The 16355-nt window shown below is 47.5% G+C and carries 9 protein-coding genes; 2 read left to right on the top strand and 7 right to left on the bottom strand.

Annotation, left to right across the window (positions count from 1 at the left end):
* Positions 1-391: 391 nt before the first annotated feature.
* The 6 genes from NSQ50_RS25815 to NSQ50_RS25840 all read right to left on the bottom strand — a co-directional run bounded on the left by NSQ50_RS25815 (position 392) and on the right by NSQ50_RS25840 (position 13348).
* Positions 392-8254, bottom strand: a complete 7863-nt coding sequence (locus NSQ50_RS25815) for a glycoside hydrolase family 3 N-terminal domain-containing protein (RefSeq protein WP_256717044.1) — start codon at positions 8252-8254, stop codon at positions 392-394.
* A gap of 262 nt (positions 8255-8516) precedes the next feature.
* Positions 8517-9737 carry an ABC transporter permease gene (locus tag NSQ50_RS25820; protein ID WP_076134205.1) on the bottom strand — a complete coding sequence of 407 codons (1221 nt, stop codon included), beginning with the start codon at positions 9735-9737 and terminating at the stop codon, positions 8517-8519.
* Between the two features lies 1 nt (position 9738).
* Positions 9739-10485 (bottom strand): ABC transporter ATP-binding protein, encoded by a 747-nt coding sequence (locus NSQ50_RS25825; RefSeq protein ID WP_036679788.1) that lies wholly within the window; start codon positions 10483-10485, stop codon positions 9739-9741.
* A complete protein-coding gene (locus tag NSQ50_RS25830) occupies positions 10482-11990 on the bottom strand; it encodes a DEAD/DEAH box helicase (protein WP_036679789.1) in 1509 nt (502 codons plus the stop codon). The genes NSQ50_RS25825 and NSQ50_RS25830 overlap by 4 nt, the downstream gene beginning before the upstream one ends.
* Before the next feature lie 97 nt (positions 11991-12087).
* Complete coding sequence (locus NSQ50_RS25835) at positions 12088-12864, bottom strand: SDR family NAD(P)-dependent oxidoreductase (RefSeq protein WP_076099368.1); 777 nt, start codon at positions 12862-12864, stop codon at positions 12088-12090.
* A gap of 28 nt (positions 12865-12892) precedes the next feature.
* Positions 12893-13348: a chemotaxis protein CheX gene (locus NSQ50_RS25840; RefSeq protein ID WP_036679793.1), complete on the bottom strand. Its 456-nt coding sequence runs from the start codon at positions 13346-13348 to the stop codon at positions 12893-12895.
* Positions 13349-13602: 254 nt separating this feature from the next.
* On the opposite strand from NSQ50_RS25840, the gene NSQ50_RS25845 reads away from it, so the two are divergent.
* Both NSQ50_RS25845 and NSQ50_RS25850 read left to right on the top strand, forming a co-directional pair.
* Complete coding sequence (locus tag NSQ50_RS25845; protein ID WP_038573173.1) at positions 13603-14505, top strand: LysR family transcriptional regulator; 903 nt, start codon at positions 13603-13605, stop codon at positions 14503-14505.
* A 71-nt stretch (positions 14506-14576) separates the two neighbouring features.
* A complete protein-coding gene (locus tag NSQ50_RS25850; protein ID WP_076147900.1) occupies positions 14577-15386 on the top strand; it encodes a histidinol-phosphatase in 810 nt (269 codons plus the stop codon).
* A gap of 143 nt (positions 15387-15529) precedes the next feature.
* Here NSQ50_RS25850 and NSQ50_RS25855 read toward each other — a convergent pair whose 3' ends face one another.
* Complete coding sequence (locus tag NSQ50_RS25855) at positions 15530-16261, bottom strand: NADPH-dependent oxidoreductase (RefSeq protein WP_256717045.1); 732 nt, start codon at positions 16259-16261, stop codon at positions 15530-15532.
* Positions 16262-16355 lie beyond the last annotated feature (94 nt).

Below are 16355 nucleotides of genomic sequence, written 5' to 3' on the forward strand. Positions count from 1 at the left end.
CGCAGATCACATTTGCCCGCACAAAGCAGCTATCGGACACCCCTGACCCTAAAGGCAGTATAATCCCATATTTTACTTACTTACGGACCCCAAAGCCGTTATTAGCATGCCAAACCCCAAATATGAACCTCTTCATAGGGAATAACGCCACTGGTGTCCGAATTTCCCCGATAAAGGTTATATATTGGCAAATAACGTCTGCGGGGTCCGTAAGCCTCCGGGGATAATTATGATCGGCGGCGGAGTTGCAGGCTTAATGTAGATCTAGCTAATGCGAACTTCTAAACTTAGATACTCACCCAATAACCACACCTAAAAAAGGCTGTCGCAAACGTAGAAAATCTACGGATGCGACAGCCCAAAAGCTAAAAGTATCTTTACAACTGATGTATTACAGATTGTACAGGTTGTAGATCAAAACCGCTGCCTCTGCACGGGTGGTAACACCTTGTGGATGAATCCGCAAGCCGTCTCCCTTGATCAGGCCAGCACGTATTAGTGCTGCCACACTGTCACGTGCAAATGCTGATACTTGCTGGCTATCCGTGAAACTGGACATTGAAGCTCCGTTGCCGGCTGGAAGCTGTCTGCCGGCTGCTGCAATCGCTTTTGCAGCCAGTGTCATCATTTCCTGCCGCGTAACAGAAGCGTTAGGATCAAAGCTTCCATCTGGACGACCAGTGGTGATCCCCAACTGCTTCGCCATAGCCAACGCTTCATATCTGTAATCGCCAGGCTGCACATCTGTGAAGCTTTCTGCACTATCTCCTTCCAAGCCAAACGCTTTTATAAGCAGGAGCACAAAATCTCCCCGCTTCACTTCCGCTTGAGGCACAAATTGATCCTCTGTCATTCCGTTGATGATGCCTTTAGAGCCAAGCACCTCAATCGCATTGCGGGCCCACTCAAATTTGCCGATATCCCGGAATGTCTTCTCCGTAAAGGTGATACTGTACGTACCAGAGAGAATTCCTGTAAAGGAAACCATCCCCGTAGCAGCGTTATATCTGCCACTTGGAACAACCGTTAGAATCCCCAACGAATTCAGACTATGAATCGTTATATGTCCTTCTTTACCACGTTCTTCTGATTGTGGAGTATACGGCAGGGACACCTTAACCCGCATGTCAGAACTGTTCCATACGGCTTCCTTGCCATTGATAGTTACGCTCAGTTTAAATTCTGGGCGAGAATCTGAATCCACCTTGGTTATCGTAATTACCCATGGGGTTCCTGCCTCTTTTGCCGCTTGTTTCAGCAGACTACCTGGCAGCTCCAGCACACCAAATTCAGTATGAACGACCAATGAAGTCTTATCATCTGCAAAGATTATACCGTTTGGCAATTGTAGCTCATAACCCTTAGCTTTAGCTACTGCCGGTATATCAACAGTAACCGCTGAAGTTGCTCCACTTAAGCCTGCTGTAGCAGCCTTTTTCAAGCTTTCCAGGTCTATACTTGCTCTTGCCGCACCGGTATTACTGTTCAGCACTGGTGCTGCTGTAAGGATGGTGCTGCCTGTTACACTGCCTGCATTTCCGCTTGAATCCCCCCCTGTTGTTCCGCTGTTGCCACCACCTGAGGTACCCCCGCTTCCGGAAGTTGGTGCTGTCGTTGGCTGAGTAGTCGGTTCAGAGGTTGGACTTGGGGTTGGTTCAGGCGTTGCTGTTGGTGTAGGTGTTGGTGTTGGTGTTGGTGTTGGTTCAGGTTTATCCGCAGAAACGATATATTCAAAACTGGAAATATCACTTGGCTTCCAGCCCTCTTTTACAGCAATCGCCTTAATCGTCTTGTTCTTGCCTACATAAATCACTCCACTATACAGTTCGCTGGCTGCTGTAGGTACAGTGCCATCCAACGTGTAGTGAATAGACGCTCCAGCTGTAGCTGTAGTTAACTTCACAGCAACCTGCCCTGTATAAGTTCCCCCGGCAGGATCAGCCTGCGGTGCTGACACCGTCTTCATATCAACCGCTCCGCTGATCACATACGTGAATGGAGCTACAAAACTGTTCTCCATGCCCTCTTTTACCGCTATCGTACGAAGAACTGTGACTCCTGCTGCGTCAATAGTTCCGGTATAAAGTGGACTGTCTGCTGTAGGCAACGACCCATCGGTTGTGTAATGAATCTCTGCTCCTGATGTCGCTGTAGTAAGGCTGATCGTTTGTAATCCGCTGTAAGCTCCCGGTTTCAAAGAAGAAACAGGTAAGGAAGTCTTTGAATGAATCGGCTGCTCTCCTTCTTCCGTCCGTTCAAGCGTGAACCAATCTAGATTGGCACCGTCATTATTGAAGTTCATCCGTACTACCTGTTTTCCTTGCGCAAGTTGTACGACACCACTCGCCAGCGTGTAATTCGACCAGCCACCTGTAGTAGGCATAGGCACTGTCGAGAGTTTTGTACCATTTACAGATAGCGTAGTGCTTACTCCGCCTTGTGCTGTAGCATACCGATATACGATTTTATAAAATCCGGCTTCAATAATATCAAGCATATAATCCATGGAACCACCTGCAACGGTAAACCCGACATTTCTAAAATCCAGCACACCGCCAGTCAAGGTACTCTGAATTCCATTGGGTGTAGCATCGTAATAATTCTCGGCTTCCACTTTCAAAGAACCAGTGCCATCCATGATTACTTCAGTATAAGGTTCTATTTTAATACCACTAAGCTCGTATCCTGCTGATCCAGCTTGCAGGCGCAGCTTCTGTTCACCAGCCTTCAATTGAAGAACGGTGCGTATGCCAACGGTTTGCGAGTAAAGATTCGGCACATCAACGGTTCTTAATGTCTTCCCATCCTCCGTTTTATAAATAATGCCCTTAGGAGCACCATTCGCGGAAGTCACGGTAAGCGTAAAAGCATAGTTTCCATCCTGCGGCACATTTACCCAGTAATCAATGCTGTCTCCAGCATCAATGCCGGTCAGCTTCGCTCCACTGCCTTGGCCGCTGACTGTGATACCTTGAAGCTGGTAGAATTGATCCAATCCGTTCAAGCTTGTGACTTCTATAGGTGCTGTAGCACTAGTTGTTCCTAAGAGCTTAACCTCCGCACGCAGCACGCCGCCACCACTTGAATCGGCATAAGCATTTGCAGGCACATTCACGGTAAGCTGCAAATCACTATAATACGGGGTATGATCATTCCATGCCAGCGTCAGCTTCACATGGGTTGGGTCAAGTAAGGCAGCTGCCCCAATACTTACATGCCCCTGATCCTTACCTGGGCCAGAGACAGAAATGCTCTGAATGGCATCAGGATTAAACGTTCCTCCTATAAGGCTAACTACCAATTCATTCCCGTTCACTTGATAAGGAAGCGTGTTCGGAGAAAGACTGATGCTCTCTTCGTCGTTGATTGCTGTAACTATAAGTGGCAATTTCAGAACATGGACGCTGCCAAAAGACTGATTTGATTCTGTCTGATACACATCAGCGGTAACCGTAAGCGTACGATCAGTGTCGAAATCAATAGCTCGCGTCCCCGCTAATACGACCTTCGCTGTATAATCATCCACCCGGTATACGCTATCCACAACCGTTCCCTCGTAACCTTCAATAGACCAATAAGCGGTATCCAGTTCAGGTGCATATTTGTCATTTACTAGCTTGACGATAACTTCTGCACCCTCCTCATTTCCTTCTACCAAAGCAGTCTCCGATTGAAGCGCGGGTCCGATCGTAAGCGACTGCAGATGAAATCCTGCTCCATTTACTTTCATGGTCAGCGTCTGCTCCCCGGCAGGCAAGGTTACCGTTCCATTAGCTATTTGCCAATTGGACCATCCCCCCGTCTTCGTCAAAGCATAAGTCGCTGTCGTTACTGTTGCTCCATCCTCTCCCGTCAGCAGTTCCAGTTCTGCATCATCCTGATTAGTAGCATAGGAGATCAAGAGTGGGTAGGTACCGCTGGCAGGTACATTAATCTTGTACTTCATCCAATCGCCGGGGTCAGTATAACCCACTGCACCACCCGTCACTAACACCCCTGAAGCTGTAGTGTAGTCTTGCGCTTGAAGCACACCAGGAAGCTCATGTGATCCGGAAGGCGCTTGGCGTAAAGTTAATGAACGGATATTATAACCGTTCCCGTTCGTCTTCAAGGTGAGCTTGTGAATGCCCTTGTTCAGAAAGATCAAGGATTGATAATCTGCAAAATCTGTCATACTCTCCGTCTGCTGCACAATTGGAAGCGTAGCGATAACCTTACCATCTTCACTAATTTCCACCGATTTTCCGGCGCCATCGCTGAATTGAGCGGCATGCTTAAATTGAAGTGAATATTTACCGCTTTCTTTAACATCAATCACATAGTCGAAGGTGGACGAGGCGTCTGGCGCGAACCCGCCAATATAACCCTGCTCATTTACAGTGTAAACCCCTTGCGCTTCTTCAAAATCAACAGCATTCACTACACCCGGCACCGTCTGTATACCATTCAGACGTTCCCAGCTATAAGTGCCCACTGATTTCGCCGGCAGCACAGCACTAATTTGCGCACCGTCCACTAGCAATTTGAACGGCTGTGGATCCGACGTCTGGTTGATCACTACCGTCACAATCTCTTTTCCATCCGGACTAGCAAAAGCTACGTTCGTTACAGTGCTGCTTGAGCCGTAGTCACTATCAATCCGCACGTACCCCGGTTTAACGAATTTCGTATATTGGCCCATCAGATAATATTCTGGCAGCAGCCAGTAATGGTTACGGTCTCCCGAATCCTGCACAATCGGGGTTGGGTCTGGCGTTCCGGTCCACTGATGAGAGGCAATATCACTGTCCAGCATCGCTACCCAGGAGTTATAGCTGCGGGCCCAATTACGGAAATATTGAGCAATGCGGTCTGCGCCTGAGGTACCCCAGACTGCGCGTTCGGTCAAATATACATTTTTGTCAGGATAGAGATTATGGAGCTGGGTCATCAGACCAAGGTCACCGCCATAATCATGAAAAGCAGTTCCGTCCACCGCATCGTAGGCACCTAATTCAGGATTGCCAAGGATTTGTGCTGGATAGGCCATCGTGTCACCAGGATTATGATCAAATGTCCACAGCTTTACGTCTTTGAAACCATGTTCATCTAATTCCTTCCGCAGCAGTTTAGCCAGCTGTGCTTCTTGCTCCCACGGCATTTTGGTGCTTGGATATTCAATTTCCAGCAGAGGTTCATTCTGCAAGGTCAAACCTTCAAAGGTAATTCCCAGCTTCTCGTACTCCTGTACGAATTTGAGATAATATTTGGCCAGTACAGGCAGATATTCATCCTTCACTTGGCCTTTGATCATACTGTCTGTAGTCTTCATCCAACCCGGCGGACTCCAAGGTGAAGCAAAAAACTTAATGTCCGGATTGATGTTTTGAATTTTTTTAACCGTGCTGATGATATGGTAGTCAATGTCCTTTTGGATGGAGAAATGCTCCAAATTAATGTCCGTTTGTCCTGGAGGCATATCATCGTAGGTATAAAATTGTTTATCTGTAAAGTCAGCCGTCCCAATCGTCAACCGGAGCATACTCATTCCGATCCCTGATACAGGATCAATCATTTTCCGCAGCAATTCCTCCTGCTTCGCCGCAGACATCTTCGCCAGATTATTAACCGTCGATTCCTCCATGGAGGTACCGATCCCTAGAATAGATTGATATTTCCGGTCAGGATCAATATGGATCTCTGTACCTGCCTTCACATCGGGAACCATAATATCCAGCTTCGCCTGCTCTTCCAGCTTCAAATCACCCTCTTGATAACGGTCAGCATAATACCATTTCCGATCGGAAGGATCTCGCTCACTCGATACCCAGGAGCTAACTACATCTGACTTAATAACATGTTTAATGCTTTCCCCGCCATCTCCGGGATTTGATGGATCTACAGGCACATCACCTGTTCGAGTGAAGCTCACCCAGTTCAGGTTGATATCCCCACCGGTAAATTCCAGACGGATCTTTTGCAATCCTGCCTTCTTAAACACAACATTTTCTACAGCTTTCGTCTGCCAATTCTGCCAGCCACCTGTTGAGGTCACGCTTAATGTTCCTAGCTTGGTTCCCTCTGCTGATTTGATGTTGATGCCTGTAGTGCCACTATTAACGGAATAGCGGAAATCGGCTTGATACGTACCTGCTTGCGCCACATTCACGTTATATTCGAGCCACTGTCCAGCCGAGGTATAGCCGACATCGAGACCGCCACCTATATCCTGCGTGTTTTCAGTTTGCAGTCCTGCGCTTTTGTTCAAAAAGTCCTCTGCTTCAATTTTGCCGGGAACCGGCAGGGAAGGAATCTCTGGAGCTTCCGGATCGACAGGAGCGGTTGGAAGCTTTGGTGTTTTCTCATTTTTGGTCAAGCCATATCCCGTTTTGAACAACACATTGGTACTGTTATTGTCTGCCGGATAATTATTCAAAGTGAATGGCCAACGAATTGGATTTTTGCCTACAAAATCCTTAGTACCAAATAACACATCAGCTACTCCAGCACCCTCTGTACCTGGTAGCCAAGCTGCCACAAGCCCATCCCAATCTTCCACTTGGCTGGCTATCGTCATTGGACGTCCAGACACCAATACGACGATAAGCGGAATATTAGGATCAGCAGCACGTATATTCGCAAGTGTCGCCAGATCCTGCTCATCCAGATTCAAGCTGGTCCGGTCGCCATCGGTCTCGGCGTAAGGTGTCTCACCGATAACAGCGATCGCCGCATCATAACCCGCAGCTCCCCGCCCGTTCAGGTTATATTTGACCGTTGTAGAAGCAGGAACAGCCTCCTTTATCCCTTCGAGGATCGTCGTGCCTTCAGTTATATTGCCCGACTTCCCTTGCCAAGTGATCGACCAACCACCGGCTTGGTTACCGATATTATTAGCGTTTTTACCTGCTACGAATATTTTATCCATCCCGCTTAATTGCGATAGAATTGGACTTCCATTTACCTCATCGTTCTTCAAAAGAACAAGCGACTCCGCCACAGCTTGGCGGGCTAATTTGCGGCTTTCTGCTGAGCCAAATGCACTCAACAGATCCGGTTCGCTTTTGGGATGCTCGAACAATCCTGAAGCGATTTTGACATGCAGGATACGTTCTGCCGCATCATCTATGCGCTCAGTAGTAATTTTACCTTCGCCTACAAGTTCTGTGATGTACTTAATCGTATCCTTCCAAACGGTCGGCATCATGAACATATCGACTCCGGCGTTTACGGACACATACAGCTGGTTCTTCAATCCGCTAACTGCTTTGCCCTCGCTATCCACTGTGATTTGCTGCACAGCGTTATAATCCGAAATCACGAAACCGGTAAAGCCAAGCCCGCCATTTTTCTTGTCACCCTTCAAAACATCGGTCAGTAAATGTTTATGGGCATGCATTTTAAGACCTTGGATGCTGTGATAGGAGGCCATAACCGTCTGCACCCCTGCGTCTACAGCTGCTTTATAAATTTTCAAATCCTTATCCATGATCTCTTGCTCGGTATATTTAGTGATGTTGCCTTGATTTACACCATTATCTGTATAACCTTCACCTAGATAATGTTTTGCTGTTGCCGTGATTGTATCTGTCCCTGCCAATGCAGCAGCAGTCCGTCCTTGCAGTCCAAACACATAAGCCGCACCTAGTTCTGCTGAAATATCCTGATTATCACTAAAACCTTCATAGGTTCTACCCCATCTTGCATTATGAGGGGAGGCTATCGTTGGGGCAAATGTCCAGTTCGCTCCTGTTGCGGCTACTTCCCTAGCAGCAGCTGCACCAATAAGCTCAGTCAATGCGGGATCATTAGCAGCCCCTAGGCCAATATTATGCGGAAAAAGCGTTGCGCCTTTGACATTGTTATGTCCATGCACCGCATCCACCCCATAGAGCAGCGGAATGCCTAATCTGGTAGACAATGCACCATCCTGATAGCTATCTATCAAGTCTCTCCAGTTAACGCGGGTACTGTCACTTTCTTTTCCGTTAGGGAATGAGCCTCCCCCGCTGAGTACAGAGCCAAGAGCATATTTCTGTACCTCCTCAGGAGTGACGGCAGCTCTTTCTGCTTGAACCATCTGCCCAATCTTCTCTTCCAGCGTCATTCGGGATAATAGATCCGCAGTGCGCTCCTCCACACTTTTTGTGGGATCATAGTACACTGGAACTCCTGCGGCATCCGCTGCGGCCCGTGGTATACCCGCCTCAAGCACATTCAAGAATAAGGATGATAGTAAAAGCGCCACCATGAATATTGATAATCTTCTTTTCACGCCTGAATCCTCCCCCAATACTGTTTTGTTGGTACGGATGACTACGCCTATGAATGGAAGCGTATACATGATGTAAGATACAGGCTTATTATGCTGGAGCTATCTGGTAAAAGACATACAGCATTTTTTAAATACTCTGTTCCGTTTTTGCAAATTTAAGGACTTGCCCGGCTCAAATTATGCTTCCAGCAAAAAAAGGCTCTCTCATTCGTAGAATTTCTCTACTGTGAGACAGCCTTTTTATTGTGACTATGAAATTGCTTTACAAATCGTCGTCATCCAATCGTGCCGCTTTGCGGGACAAGTATCCTTTAAACAGGAAGACTACCACAACACCTGCCGCTAAGGTAAAGATCACTGGCATCAGACGGTCACCTATGGAAGCTAAGAAAGGTAATCCAAGAATCAATGCCACAACCAGATGCGCACGGAATACAAATTGTGTCGTGTTGTCCGCCTTACTGCCTTCAGGAAAAGGATACACTGTCAGCCAAAAAGACTCGCTATGCAATTTGCGGAGTGCCGACAATTGAACACCAATGATGAACAGGAAGAACAAATAAATTCCGGTGCCAAAGTAACTATCACGGTTCCACCAATTCAGCAGCAGAGCCAGCACCGATATCCGCATAATGATTCCAAAGATATCGCCCCGGGCAAAGCTTTTGGTCAGCAGATACCGATAAGCAGTATCCTTACGCCAAGGCAGCTTAGCGCCCCATTTGGAAAGATAACGGCGGGAATACACCCGTTGCTCACGGCCCGGTACATCCACGAACCAGCCCAGAACCATCAGCGCACGTGCACCTTGATTGTTTTCCATGGCGATCAGTCTTTCCCATGGCACAGCGTGACGCCCAGGCACAGACAGTGCAGCAAGATAGGCTGCTGCCAATAACACCATAAATATCAGGCTTGGGCCGGCAGGCTGCCACAGCCAAGCGGCAATAATCAAACCTCCAACTGCCCAGCGCAAGAAAGCAAACACACCCGCCATCGGACGTGACAGCATAGCTATCTCTTTCCATAATCCATAGCTCGCGATCAGCTTCACAGCAATCAGGATCAATACTGTAAATAAAAGTCGCTTGGGAGAATCATCTGTACGTATGTACAACGGCCAAAGGGTAATCAGTACAAATAACAAACGAATGATCTTCCACACGTTTCCACTGACCCAGGAGGGTGCAAAATATTCCTTCATGCGGTGACCCTGAGGCAGCAGAAAGATCGTATCCGGTGTCTGCAAATAGGTTCGGAAGCCGCTATGCACTGTCGCAGGCAACAGTAATGCTAACATAATCCAGCGAATGGGAATGCCTTCAGGTACATTTTGTAACAGCGATGTATACCAAGCAGAGAAGACGATCAACACGAACAGGAAGACCATGGCTACGCCGCTTTGAATGATATATCCCACATAAGGAAGCATGCTTCCCATGAATCGACCGCGCCGCGTGCGCCGCAGCTCTTTCAAATCCATATTATTTCCCTCCCTGAACCAGCTCGTAGAACAGCTGCTCCAAAGTCAGCCCCTGATGCCCGGCAGTTGCCGCTATTTCCGCCAACGTACCCTGTGCAATCACCTTACCTTTATGCAATACAATAAAACGGTCGCAATAATTCTCTATTGTGGAAAGAATATGAGAGCTTAACAGAATCGACGATCCAGAGTTCTTTAGATCCATCATGAAATCAAGCAAGGAGCGGATACCTAGCGGATCCAATCCTAAAAATGGCTCGTCGATGACATATAATGCAGGTCGTGCAACGAAAGCGCACATGATCATAACCTTCTGTTTCATCCCTTTAGATAGATGGGTCGATAGGGTGTCCATCTTATCCTCCATATGGAACAGCTTGGCAAGATGCGAGGTGCGGGATTCATAATCCTTTTGATCTACCCCATAAGCTCTGGCAGTAAATTCAACATGCTCACGAACCGTCATTTCGTCATACAGTAGCGGCGATTCCGGTACAAAAGACAACGCATTATTGTATCCAACGGGATCTTCAGCACGCGTCTTGCCCTGTACGGTGATATCGCCCTTATGGGGCGACATCAATCCTAGAATATGCTTCATCGTCGTACTTTTTCCTGCTCCGTTTAAACCAATCAAACCAACCATTTCGCCAGGCTGCACCTGAAGTGCAATATCATGCAGCACTGGCTTATTCAGGCTGTACCCACCACTGAGACCCGTAATTTGCAATACGGGAGCATTATTCATTGACCGTCACCTCTCGGAGTTTTGTCTTTCAACCACTTTGGAGCTCCTTTATTTTTACGGTTCTTCTCACGTTCCGCATTGCTGCTGCGTTTGCTCCGTGCAGGTGTCGCATCTCCGCGTGCTCCCGCAGAAGGATTCGCGCTGCGCTGTGGATCGCGCTGTTGTTCTCCGCTTGTTGTTTCACTTGTGTTAATCGTAGCCATTCTTTTGGCAGGCGGTGTACCTGCTCCAACGGCTGGCGACTGAACATTGGAGGCTCCAGATGTGCTAACAGGCGGCTTGCCGCTGCGTGGAGCGGATCCATCACGGCGTTGTTCACTGCCTTCACTACTCCGTCCCCGTCCATTGCGCAAAGCGCTGCGCGCTTCATCTGCTGCAAGCACCTTACCACCGACCATCTCCCGCTCCTCAAGCGCAATATCCAATTCGCGGGCGAATTTCCGCATGATAAAGGTCTGTTGCTCCGTAACAATTGTTACAGATAAGCCGCGGCGTCCCATCCGTCCGGTACGGCCTGCACGGTGTACATAATGTTCAGAATCAAAAGCCGGATCGTAGCTAACTACCAAAGAAAGATTCTCAATATCCAGTCCTCTGGCAGCTACGTCACTGGCAACAAGCACACGAAATTTACCTTCCCGGAAACCTTTTAATACATTGCTGCGCGTTACCTTATCGGCATCTCCGTAGAGTGCTGCCGCAGTAAGCCCAAGATGATTCAGCTTAGCCTCAACCTCGGCAATATCATCTGTAGCATTCACGAACACAATCGCTTTATCGGGATTGTAATGGCGAATCACCCGGCGCAGCATGTCCATTTTGTTACGCTCTTCAGCAACAACATAATGATGCTCCAAACTTTCAGCTGTCATTACACCTGGAGCAATTCCGACCTCTGCCGGGTTCTTCATTTCACGATTAGCCAGCGCTTTCGTCTCTGGTCCGATCGTTGCCGACAGCATAACGAGCTGGCGTGAACGCAGCGCACTGCTAACAATTTTTGTGACTTCGCCTGCTCCGCTAAGCTGGAACATTTGGTCCGCTTCATCCAGAACAATTGTACTGACTTCATGCATCTTCAATTTACGAAGTCCAATCAGCTCGCGGATCCGCCCAGGCGTTCCCACAACTAGCTGTGGATGCTCACGCAGCTTGTCAATCTGGCGTTTGATTGCGGCCCCGCCAATAAGACCCATAACTCGGATTCCGCGCTGTTCACCATAACGTTCCGCCTCGCGTAAGATTTGCATCGCCAGCTCCTGTGTAGGGGCGAGCACCAGCTTTTGGACCACCTTCTGCTCCGGATTAATCGTTTGAAGCAGCGGCAATAGATAGGCCAGCGTCTTACCCGTTCCAGTCTGGGAAGCTGCAATAACATCTCTTCCCTCTAGTAGAAGCGGTATAGTCTGCTCTTGTACCGGGGATGGAGCGTTAATGCCGAATTCCGACAACCGGGCAATGAGGTCTTCCTGAATGCCGATAGCCGCAAAAGAAGCTTTATTCATAAGTGTAATTCATCCTTTTCGCTTGAGATAATATCTTCATTATATGCCAAAAAGGCCTCTCCACCAAATGGAAGGCCAATAAAGCTGACAACAGGGTCTATTTTCTGTTCATCGCATTATAAGTAAGCTTGTCCGCCAGGCGAGGAAACAGCCCGTAAAGCCGTATGCCAAACCCTGCCAGACCCGGAAGATCGAGCTCTTCTTTGCCGGTCTCCATAACCTTAACGATCTTAGAAGATACATGCTCTGGGGTCATCATCATCCGGGCTACACTCTTCTCATAATTGCCAGACGGGTCTGCCGTTTTGAAAAAATCGGTGGCGATAGGCCCCGGGTTCACAGCCGAGACGATAATTCCGCTCTTCCGCAGCTCCTGACGGAGCGCATTTGTGAATCCGAGAACAGCATGTTTGGTAGCTGTGTAGGCTACGGATTTGGCTGTGCCTATCTTCCCTGCCATGGAAGCCACATTTACAATCTGGCCGCTTCCCCGCTCCAGCATATGTGGAACAACAGCCTTCGTGCACCGGACAATCCCCATGTAGTTAACATCCATCATATCGTCAAATTCATGAGGCTCCATCTCCGTAAAAGCAGCAAATTTGCCGTACCCTGCGTTATTTAGCAAAATATCAATTCTGCCATATGCGGCCAAAATTTGTGCGAAGGTCTTCTGAACACCTACAGCATCTGTTACGTCACAGGTGTACAGTCCAAAAACGCCCGGGATACCGGCCGCTGTTTCTTTCAGCTTCGCTTCAGAACGTGCTACCAGGACGGGGATTGCCCCCTTTTTACTAAGCATCTGTGCTGTTAATGCACCAATGCCGCTGGACGCTCCTGTAATCACAACAACCTTATCTTTGAGTACCATGAAAAGTATTTCAGCTCCTAACTCTTGCCTAAGAGATCATCACCTGAATATCCATCTCTCCAACCCCATCCATCAACAACGGAATACTAAGCGCTTTACGAGGCATAAAAGACATGCTTTCCATCTTCATAATCTGAGGAGGACTTATATCCACCGAAACACCTTGATTATATAGAATGGTACTGGCATTCCCACTGATCATATTGCTCAGCTCTGAAATCGCACTTTGACCCATCTCATCCATCTCGGTGATCACAAAGCCACCCATCATAATCGATACCATTCGCAAGGCTACCTGCTCCGCGATACCAAATATAATATTTCCGCTCAGTTGGCCTGTCATCCCTACTTGAATCCATATATGATTATCGATCAGTTCAATTTCTTTAATGCCTAAACTCCCCGTAGAAGGCGAGACCTGAATTACTTGTTCTATAACAGTCCGTGCAGACTCTAGAAACGGATTAATTACTTCTGCTTTCATGAATGTCTAGTCTCCCCCTTTATCGTGCTTTGGTCATATACCAAAAGTCCCAAGCAATATGGATATATTATACTTTATATATCGGCACAATTCAGCAAAAATTAATGCATATGTCGAATTCAAACCCAAGATAGTTTACGCAGCAACATTGCTCTGCCGGGTATTATCTCCTATAATTTAAACAAATGCCAACGTGGAACGTAAGATATTAACGCAATTACACATCCAATTCGATGGTCCAAAGGAGGTATTCCATGAACATCAGCCAGCTGGAGACACTAATAACAATTTCCAAAACGATGAGCTTTCGCAAGGCCGGAGAACTGCTTAATCTGACCCAACCAGCGGTTTCAGCACAGATTAAGAGCCTTGAAGAAGAGTTCAAGACTCAGCTGGTTGACCGAAACCAGCCTGTTACATTAACGGATAGAGGGACTGTCTTTCTGGAGCATGCGGAACAAATAGTGAGGATTGTCGAGGAACTTAAGGAACGGCTTGCAGATCTTGATGAAAATCCCCAAGGTCATATAGTTCTAGGCACAACTACCTCAATCGCCATTCAAATTTTACCGCGTATTCTATCTTATTTTAAAGACCAGTTCCCCCATATCAAAACATCAATTTCCTCTATGTCCTCATCACAAATTTATCAGCATGTCGAAAACGGCATTGTTGATGTCGGCATCGGTTATTTAATTGGACGTAGCCCGGGCATGTCTACTTCCATTTTGTATTATGATACCTTCGAACTGGTGGTCTCTCCCAGACACCCTCTCGCTCAAGTGAAGACCGCTGGGATAGAAGCCTTAAGCAAGACCCCGCTAATTCTGCTCTCACCAGATACAGTGGGCCGTAAATTTGCGGATGAGGTTCTGAACAAACATGGCATTCAACCTCAGGTCATTATGGAGCTGACCAGCAGCGAGGAAGTGAAACGGATGGTCGAGCTCGATTTGGGCGCCGCCATTATTTCCAAGCAGTCAGTAACCGCTGAGGTTCGAGCCGGCACCCTCAAAATTGTGCCAATTATTGAGCTGGAAGTCACCCATCCTGTTGGCGTGATCACAAAATCAGGAAAATACGTAAACTCTGCTATGAGGCAGTTCCTAAGCGATCTTAAAGGCATGCCAGAAACCCAATTTATCGGGTCTGAATAAATCCCACCCACAAAGTGGAACCGATTACTTCTGAGCTGATTGCATAACCTTGTTTAAAGGAGATGTTCTTGATGAAATTTGATTTACACACCCACCATTTCCGCTGTGGCCATGCTGACGGAACGATTAGAGATTATATCGAAGCTGGGATTGCCGCTGGATTGGGAGTTATAGGTATTTCCGATCATACTCCCTATTTCGGAGATCCATCCGATCAGGCTTTTCCCAAAATCGCAATGGCTAAATCCGAATTTGCTAATTATGTTGATGATGTTCTCTCCCTCAAAAAAGAGTACGAAGGCGTTATCGACGTACTGTTAGGCATCGAATCAGATTACTTCCCCGAACATGCTGAGATATACCGTAAGACATTATCCGCCTACCCTTTTGATTATGTGATTGGATCGGTACATAGTGTTGGTGGAGTCAGCATTTTTAACAAAGGGCGCTGGAAAAACCTTAGCAAAAATGAGAAGATCCGCGTGAAGTCTGAATATTACCGGTTAATTGCTGATTCCGCACGCAGTGGTATGTTCCAAATACTCGGACATATTGATGCGATGAAGGGGAATTATCCTGCTTTTTCCGAAATCCCTGCACCTCAGCCGATTGACGATTGTCTGCGTGTAATCAGTGAATGTGGCGTGGCCATCGAAATCAATACCTCAGGCGGGACTAAGCTGGTCGGCGGCTGGTATCCCTCTGAAGATATTCTGGAGCGGGCACTACATTTTGGCGTAGAGGTTAGTTTTGGTTCGGATGCACATAAGCCGTCCCGGGTCGCCGAGGATCGGGATGCGGTAGCTGCACAGCTTAAAGAAATAGGCTTTACACACTGGGTTTATTACAAGCAGCGCCAAAAAGTCAAAGTTTCTCTGTAAACAAGCTTAAACGCCTTCACCGTCCCTATAAGGACGGTAAGCGTTTAAGCGAGAAATTAAATAATGCACCAAGCGTTATTGGTTTAGAGGCAGGGTTCACCCTCCGTTAAACCAATCTCAGCTTGGTGCATCTTTTTGTTTATTTACAGATTATCACAGCTAAAACCTTGTTGTTTCAGCGTACGTTTCGCATCTCCATATTCCGGGTTGATATCATAAAAATGAGCAATCGTACTGGTCCAATCTCTCTCCGTCATCCCCTGCTGCTGCAAGAATTCACGGTGGGTTTGATTATACGCCTCCAGGAGGCCTTGTACGTCCGGATTGTATTGCTCCTCATGAAATATAGCTTCCAGTGGCAGCCGCGGCTTCTGAGAAACCTCCTCCGCTGGGTATCCCACGCATAGGCCGACGACAGGGAATACGTACTCCGGCAGCTTCAGCAGTTCAATCACACCCGCTGTGTTGCGGCGCACACCCCCAATAGGAATGATGCCCAGTCCCATGGATTCCGCCGCTGCAATCGCGTTAGACAATGAGATTCCCACATCTGTAGCTCCAACCAAAAGTGCATCCACATCTTTTACGGCTTCAAAAGACTTGCCTTCCAGCTCACTAGCTACTTTAGCTCTATAAAAATCCATGCAAAATACCAAAAAAACCGGTGCTGCCGCTACATGCTTCTGATTTCCGCACAAAACTGAAAGCTGCTGCTTACGCGCAGGATCTTTGATGGCGATTATCGATAACTGCTGTCCATGAACCCATGACGGTGCGGCTTGAGCCGATTCAATCATTGTTTGTAGCTTCTCTGACTCCACAGGCTGGTCTGAATATTGCCGGAAAGAACGATGATTTTTTAATGTTTGTACCACTTCATTCAAAATGTTACGCCTCCTTGGTCATTCCACTCCATAGTATGTTAATCATAAACGATCGGATTCGGTACTGCCAATCACTTACGCTACT

It is taken from the genome of Paenibacillus sp. FSL R10-2788 (genome assembly GCF_038003885.1).
In the GTDB taxonomy this organism is placed as follows: domain Bacteria; phylum Bacillota; class Bacilli; order Paenibacillales; family Paenibacillaceae; genus Paenibacillus_AQ; species Paenibacillus_AQ odorifer.

What these genes read in the sequence shown, in the direction of transcription:
- NSQ50_RS25820 (WP_076134205.1), bottom strand. Translation starts at nt 9,737, where the DNA reads ATGGATTTGAAAGAGCTGCGGCGCACGCGGCGCGGTCGATTCATGGGA.
- NSQ50_RS25825 (WP_036679788.1), bottom strand. Translation starts at nt 10,485, where the DNA reads ATGAATAATGCTCCCGTATTGCAAATTACGGGTCTCAGTGGTGGGTAC.
- NSQ50_RS25830 (WP_036679789.1), bottom strand. Translation starts at nt 11,990, where the DNA reads ATGAATAAAGCTTCTTTTGCGGCTATCGGCATTCAGGAAGACCTCATT.
- NSQ50_RS25835 (WP_076099368.1), bottom strand. Translation starts at nt 12,864, where the DNA reads ATGGTACTCAAAGATAAGGTTGTTGTGATTACAGGAGCGTCCAGCGGC.
- NSQ50_RS25840 (WP_036679793.1), bottom strand. Translation starts at nt 13,348, where the DNA reads ATGAAAGCAGAAGTAATTAATCCGTTTCTAGAGTCTGCACGGACTGTT.
- NSQ50_RS25845 (WP_038573173.1), top strand. Translation starts at nt 13,603, where the DNA reads ATGAACATCAGCCAGCTGGAGACACTAATAACAATTTCCAAAACGATG.
- NSQ50_RS25850 (WP_076147900.1), top strand. Translation starts at nt 14,577, where the DNA reads ATGAAATTTGATTTACACACCCACCATTTCCGCTGTGGCCATGCTGAC.